3 rRNA genes are annotated in these 6,079 nt (G+C 55.9%); all 3 read left to right on the top strand.

The window, feature by feature from the left end:
- The first annotated feature begins 550 nt into the window (after positions 1-550).
- The 3 genes from GQQ92_RS16355 (at position 551) to rrf (ending at position 6,000) form a co-directional block, all read left to right on the top strand.
- A 16S ribosomal RNA gene (locus GQQ92_RS16355) occupies positions 551-2,077 on the top strand.
- Between the two features lie 468 nt (positions 2,078-2,545).
- Positions 2,546-5,650: ribosomal RNA gene (locus tag GQQ92_RS16350) — 23S ribosomal RNA — on the top strand.
- 233 nt (positions 5,651-5,883) lie between these two features.
- Positions 5,884-6,000: ribosomal RNA gene (rrf, locus tag GQQ92_RS16345) — 5S ribosomal RNA — on the top strand.
- The 16S, 23S and 5S rRNA genes sit together here, the layout of an rRNA operon.
- Positions 6,001-6,079 lie beyond the last annotated feature (79 nt).

Here is a 6,079-nt window from a genome sequence, read left to right as displayed (position 1 = left end):
CCGTTGGTCTGGGTTTTGTGGTGGTGGGGTTGGTGCGACACGCCCGGGATGTGGGGTGGATTTGTGTGGTGGGGGTGGGGGCTTGTAGATTCTTACTTGTCGCCGCGGCGGTCAGGGAGAAGCGGAAAGCTTCGGTCTGGTTGCTGGGTGAAGATTCTAGCCAAATAACCTCGTAGGCGCGTTTGCGACTCGGTGATTTCAAGTCTAGGATTGAACTTCTCACCTTCCTTGTTGGTCTGGCCTGTTTCGGGTTTGGGTTTTCGGGGTGCTGCTGTTGCCGGCCTTTGGGTTTGGTTGTGGTGGTTGTGGTGGTATGGTTGACAGGTTGCCCTGAAGGTCGGGCCCGCGGTTGTGGGTTGTCTGGTTCGGGTGCGTCCGTTTCTTGAGAACTCAACAGCGTGCACTATGTTCAATGCCAATTTATTGAACCCCAGCTTGCTCTTCGGAGTGGGTATGGATTCCTTTGATTGATGGACAATTTGATTTTGATAGTCAGTTGTTTCTCTGTCAGTGAACAAACTCCTCGGCACTTCGGTGTTGGGAACCATTTTTTTTGGAGAGTTTGATCCTGGCTCAGGACGAACGCTGGCGGCGTGCTTAACACATGCAAGTCGAACGATGAACCCGGAGCTTGCTCTGGGGGATTAGTGGCGAACGGGTGAGTAACACGTGAGTAACCTGCCCTGGACTCTGGGATAAGCGTTGGAAACGACGTCTAATACCGGATAGGACCTCGAACCGCATGGTTTGGGGTGGAAAGTTTTTCGGTCTGGGATGGACTCGCGGCCTATCAGCTTGTTGGTGAGGTAATGGCTCACCAAGGCGTCGACGGGTAGCCGGCCTGAGAGGGTGACCGGCCACACTGGGACTGAGACACGGCCCAGACTCCTACGGGAGGCAGCAGTGGGGAATATTGCACAATGGGCGCAAGCCTGATGCAGCAACGCCGCGTGCGGGATGACGGCCTTCGGGTTGTAAACCGCTTTTAGTAGGGAAGAAGGGCTTCGGCTTGACGGTACCTGCAGAAAAAGGACCGGCTAACTACGTGCCAGCAGCCGCGGTAATACGTAGGGTCCGAGCGTTGTCCGGAATTATTGGGCGTAAAGAGCTCGTAGGCGGTTTGTCGCGTCTGCTGTGAAATCTGGAGGCTCAACCTCCAGCCTGCAGTGGGTACGGGCAGACTAGAGTGCGGTAGGGGAGAATGGAATTCCTGGTGTAGCGGTGGAATGCGCAGATATCAGGAGGAACACCGATGGCGAAGGCAGTTCTCTGGGCCGTAACTGACGCTGAGGAGCGAAAGCGTGGGGAGCGAACAGGATTAGATACCCTGGTAGTCCACGCCGTAAACGTTGGGCGCTAGATGTGGGGACCTTTCCACGGTTTCCGTGTCGTAGCTAACGCATTAAGCGCCCCGCCTGGGGAGTACGGCCGCAAGGCTAAAACTCAAAGGAATTGACGGGGGCCCGCACAAGCGGCGGAGCATGCGGATTAATTCGATGCAACGCGAAGAACCTTACCAAGGCTTGACATGACCGAGAACGCCGCAGAAATGTGGAACTCTTTGGACACTCGGTTACAGGTGGTGCATGGTTGTCGTCAGCTCGTGTCGTGAGATGTTGGGTTAAGTCCCGCAACGAGCGCAACCCTCGTCGCATGTTGCCAGCACGTAATGGTGGGAACTCATGTGAGACTGCCGGGGTCAACTCGGAGGAAGGTGGGGATGACGTCAAATCATCATGCCCCTTATGTCTTGGGCTTCACGCATGCTACAATGGCCGGTACAAAGGGCTGCGATGTCGTAAGGCGGAGCGAATCCCAAAAAGCCGGTCTCAGTTCGGATTGAGGTCTGCAACTCGACCTCATGAAGTCGGAGTCGCTAGTAATCGCAGATCAGCAACGCTGCGGTGAATACGTTCCCGGGCCTTGTACACACCGCCCGTCAAGTCATGAAAGTCGGTAACACCCGAAGCCGGTGGCCTAACCCTTGTGGAGGGAGCCGTCGAAGGTGGGATCGGTGATTAGGACTAAGTCGTAACAAGGTAGCCGTACCGGAAGGTGCGGCTGGATCACCTCCTTTCTAAGGAGCAACTCGGAAGTCTTCGGGCTTTCGCAGTGCAGACCAGATCAAGTCCAATGTGGCTTGCTGGTTGCTCATGGGTGGAACATTGACATAGGTGCTCGTCTGAATGGTTCAGACCTAGTACGCCCGCTTCGGTGGGTTGGAACGGTGGGGGCCGGCCGGGTGGGTGCGCGCACGCTGTTGGGTCCTGAGGGACCGGACGAACCCTTGATGCTTCGGTGTCGGGGGGTGATGGTTTCTTCAGACCTTCGCCGAGATCAGTTTTCATGCTGGTGGGTGTGGGGGTTCTGGCCGTCTGTTGAGAACTACATAGTGGACGCGAGCATCTTAGATTCAGGGCCTTTGGTCCTGGATCACAAAAGGTGAGTCGCCAAGGGCATGCCTTCGGGTGTGTTGTTTGGCGTATTCACTGGTCAATTTCGCAGCACTTTCGGGTGCTGCACGAATTCGATCGAACTCATGTGATTTCAAGTTTCTAAGAGCAAACGGTGGATGCCTTGGCATCTGGAGCCGAAGAAGGACGTCGTAATCTGCGATAAGCCTCGGGGAGCTGATAAACGAGCTGTGATCCGAGGATTTCCGAATGGGGAAACCCCGCCAGGCCCTTTGGGTGACCTGGTGACTCCCGCCTGAATATATAGGGCGGGTAGAGGGAACGTGGGGAAGTGAAACATCTCAGTACCCACAGGAAGAGAAAACAACCGTGATTCCGTAAGTAGTGGCGAGCGAACGCGGAACAGGCTAAACCGATCATGTGTGATACCCGGCAGGGGTTGCATGGTCGGGGTTGTGGGACCTTTCGGGTTGATCTGCCGGTCAACCACGGTGACGCGTCAGGTATAGACGAACCGCATTGAAAGGCGGACCGGAGTGGGTGTGAGTCCCGTAGTCGAAATGCCTGGCCGGCCGGAGAGGTATCCCAAGTAGCGCGGGGCCCGAGAAATCCCGCGTGAATCTGTCAGGACCACCTGATAAGCCTAAATACTCCCAGATGACCGATAGCGGACAAGTACCGTGAGGGAAAGGTGAAAAGTACCCCGGGAGGGGAGTGAAATAGTACCTGAAACCGTTTGCTTACAAACCGTTGGAGCACCCTTGTTGGTGTGACAGCGTGCCTTTTGAAGAATGAGCCTGCGAGTTAGTGATATGTGGCGAGGTTAACCCGTGTGGGGCAGCCGTAGCGAAAGCGAGTCTGAATAGGGCGATTCAGTCGCATGTCCTAGACCCGAAGCGAAGTGATCTATCCATGGCCAGGTTGAAGCGACGGTAAGACGTCGTGGAGGACCGAACCCACTTCAGTTGAAAATGGAGGGGATGAGCTGTGGATAGGGGTGAAAGGCCAATCAAACTTCGTGATAGCTGGTTCTCTCCGAAATGCATTTAGGTGCAGCGTTGCGTGTTTCTTGCCGGAGGTAGAGCTACTGGATGGCCGATGGGCCTCAACAGGTTACTGACGTCAGCCAAACTCCGAATGCCGGTAAGTGAGAGCGCAGCAGTGAGACGGTGGGGGATAAGCTTCATCGTCGAGAGGGAAACAACCCAGACCACCAACTAAGGTCCCTAAGCGCGTGCTAAGTGGGAAAGGATGTGGAGTTGCACAGACAACCAGGAGGTTGGCTTAGAAGCAGCCACCCTTGAAAGAGTGCGTAATAGCTCACTGGTCAAGTGATTCCGCGCCGACAATGTAACGGGGCTCAAGCACGCCACCGAAGTTGTGGCATTGACATTGATGGTAGGCCTTCGTGGTCCAGCCGTGTTGATGGGTAGGAGAGCGTCGTGTGGGCAGTGAAGCGGCGGTGGAAACCAGCCGTGGAGGCCACACGAGTGAGAATGCAGGCATGAGTAGCGAAAGACGGGTGAGAAACCCGTCCTCCGGAAGACCAAGGGTTCCAGGGTCAAGCTAATCTGCCCTGGGTAAGTCGGGACCTAAGGCGAGGCCGACAGGCGTAGTCGATGGACAACGGGTTGATATTCCCGTACCGGCGAAGAACCGCCCACATGAAATCAGGAGTGCTAAGCATCCCAAGACGCGTGGATCCCTTCGGGGACGATCGTGAGGCGGCATGCGACCCCATCTGGTGGAGTGAGCGTATTAACAGGTGTGACGCAGGAAGGTAGCCCAACCCGGGCGATGGTTGACCCGGGGCAAGTGCGTAGGCCGAGCGATAGGCAAATCCGTCGCTCATGATGGCTGAGACACGATGCGGATAAAAAGTGGGTGATCCTATGCTGCCGAGAAAAGCATCGACGCGAGGTTCTAGCCGCCCGTACCCCAAACCGACTCAGGTGGTCAGGTAGAGAATACTCAGGAGATCGAGAGAATCGTGGTTAAGGAACTCGGCAAAATGCCCCCGTAACTTCGGGAGAAGGGGGGCCTAAGGCGTGAACCAACTTGCTTGGGGAAGCGCTGCAGGGCCGCAGAGACCAGTGGGAAGCGACTGTTTACTAAAAACACAGGTCCGTGCTAAGTCGCAAGACGATGTATACGGACTGACGCCTGCCCGGTGCTGGAAGGTTAAGAGGACCGGTTAGCCGCAAGGCGAAGCTGAGAATTTAAGCCCCAGTAAACGGCGGTGGTAACTATAACCATCCTAAGGTAGCGAAATTCCTTGTCGGGTAAGTTCCGACCTGCACGAATGGCGTAACGACTTCCCAGCTGTCTCAACCGCGAACTCGGCGAAATTGCAGTACGAGTAAAGATGCTCGTTACGCGCAGAAGGACGGAAAGACCCCGTGACCTTTACTACAGCTTGGTATTGGTGTTCGGTGTGGCTTGTGTAGGATAGGTGGGAGACTGTGAAGCTGGCACGCTAGTGTCGGTGGAGTCATTGTTGAAATACCACTCTGGTCACTCTGGATATCTAACTTCGAACCGTGATCCGGTTCAGGGACAGTGCCTGGTGGGTAGTTTAACTGGGGCGGTTGCCTCCCAAAAAGTAACGGAGGCGCCCAAAGGTTCCCTCAACCTGGTTGGCAATCAGGTGGCGAGTGTAAGTGCACAAGGGAGCTTGACTGTGAGACTGACAGGTCGAGCAGGGACGAAAGTCGGGACTAGTGATCCGGCAGTGGCTTGTGGAAGCGCTGTCGCTCAACGGATAAAAGGTACCTCGGGGATAACAGGCTGATCTTGCCCAAGAGTCCATATCGACGGCATGGTTTGGCACCTCGATGTCGGCTCGTCGCATCCTGGGGCTGGAGTAGGTCCCAAGGGTTGGGCTGTTCGCCCATTAAAGCGGTACGCGAGCTGGGTTTAGAACGTCGTGAGACAGTTCGGTCCCTATCCTCTGCGCGCGCAGGAAATTTGAGAGGATCTGACCCTAGTACGAGAGGACCGGGTTGGACGAACCTCTGGTGTGCCAGTTGTTCCGCCAGGAGCACCGCTGGTTAGCTACGTTCGGGATGGATAACCGCTGAAAGCATCTAAGCGGGAAGCCGGCCTCGAGATGAGATTTCCATCCCCATTGGGGGAGAGGCTCCCAGCCAGACGACTGGGTTGATAGGCCGGATGTGGAAGACAGGACTAACGACTGTCGGAGCTGACCGGTACTAATAAGCCGATAACTTGAAAACTCACTACACACACACGAAAGTGCATTCACGTAAAAGGCGTGTGTGTGGCCTGATGACTCGCGTCCACTCTGTGGTTCCCAACAGACGGAAACACAACAGACAACTCAACAACGAACACAACACCCAACCCCGGGCATGCGACACGCATCCCTGGGACGGGAGTTCACGAAACTACACACCCACCACCCCCGGGCAAACGACCGGCAGGGACCGGTGCAGGATGTGGCAAGAGTTTCGGCGGCCATAGCGTCAGGGAAACGCCCGGACACATTCCGAACCCGGAAGCTAAGACTGACAGCGCCGATGGTACTGCAGGGGGGACCCTGTGGGAGAGTAGGACACCGCCGGACAACCATTACCAGGAAGGCCACCCCAACGGGTGGCCTTCCTGCATTTAACACCCCAACCACCACAACCACCGATACGGTT

Origin of the sequence: Agromyces terreus (genome assembly GCF_009749465.1) — a bacterium.
Lineage (GTDB): Bacteria > Actinomycetota > Actinomycetes > Actinomycetales > Microbacteriaceae > Agromyces > Agromyces terreus.
Note: the sequence above shows the minus strand (reverse complement) of the source record. Positions and strands in the feature narration are given on the sequence as shown.